This window comes from Oceanivirga salmonicida, assembly GCF_001517915.1.
GTDB lineage: Bacteria > Fusobacteriota > Fusobacteriia > Fusobacteriales > Leptotrichiaceae > Oceanivirga > Oceanivirga salmonicida.
The window spans coordinates 1-615 of record NZ_LOQI01000160.1; the positions used below are offsets into that span (position 1 = coordinate 1).

General features: G+C 26.0%; 2 protein-coding genes. One reads left to right on the forward strand and one right to left on the reverse strand.

What is annotated here, in order from left to right:
- Positions 1 to 324 (forward strand): hypothetical protein (locus tag AWT72_RS08740; RefSeq protein WP_197407666.1); only part of this gene is annotated, 324 nt, incomplete at its 5' end.
- A 112-nt stretch (positions 325 to 436) separates the two neighbouring features.
- Here AWT72_RS08740 and AWT72_RS09330 read toward each other — a convergent pair.
- The gene (locus tag AWT72_RS09330) at positions 437 to 613 is read right to left on the reverse strand and encodes a M24 family metallopeptidase (RefSeq protein ID WP_082680606.1); all 177 of its coding nucleotides are present in this window, start codon (positions 611 to 613) and stop codon (positions 437 to 439) included.
- Between the last annotated feature and the right edge of the window lie 2 nt (positions 614 to 615).

Below are 615 nucleotides of genomic sequence, written 5' to 3' on the forward strand. Positions count from 1 at the left end.
AAAAATTCTGCATATGAAATTATTAAAAAAAAAGGATATAAAAACTATGCAATAGCCTTAACAATAATGAGAATAATACAAAACAAAGTATCAAAAATGGAAAATAAGAAAGATATTAATGTATGGAGCGAAGGAATAAGTTCGGCAAATTTACAAAGATGTCTACAAGAATTTAATGCAACAATAGTAAAAGGTTGGTGTATGTTTGAAGAAGATTTTAAATATTTAGAATTAATGAAATTGTTTAAAGCGTTTAATATAGACTTTGATTTTAAAATAAAAAAAGAAAATGAAATAAGAGAGAAATTAAAATTCACACTCTAAAAAAATATCACTCAAATTCGGCTATACATATTGTATTGGCTTAGTTTGAGTGATTTTTTGTTGCGAAACTTGGGTTATAACTGAATAGAAAAAAATAGAGATTTTAATATCTCTATTTTTCATATTTAGTAAGTACCATACAACCATCTTTGGTAACTACTATATCATCTTCTATTCTAACTCCTGCAACACCAGGTTTATAAATTCCAGGTTCTATTGTAAATACCATGTTTTCCTCTAATATGTCATCAGTACTTTGAGAAACATCTGGAAATTCATGTACTTCCATAC

Excerpts from the sequence above, each read along its gene's own strand:
- AWT72_RS09330 (WP_082680606.1), bottom strand. The coding sequence starts at position 613 with ATGGAAGTACATGAATTTCCAGATGTTTCTCAAAGTACTGATGACATA.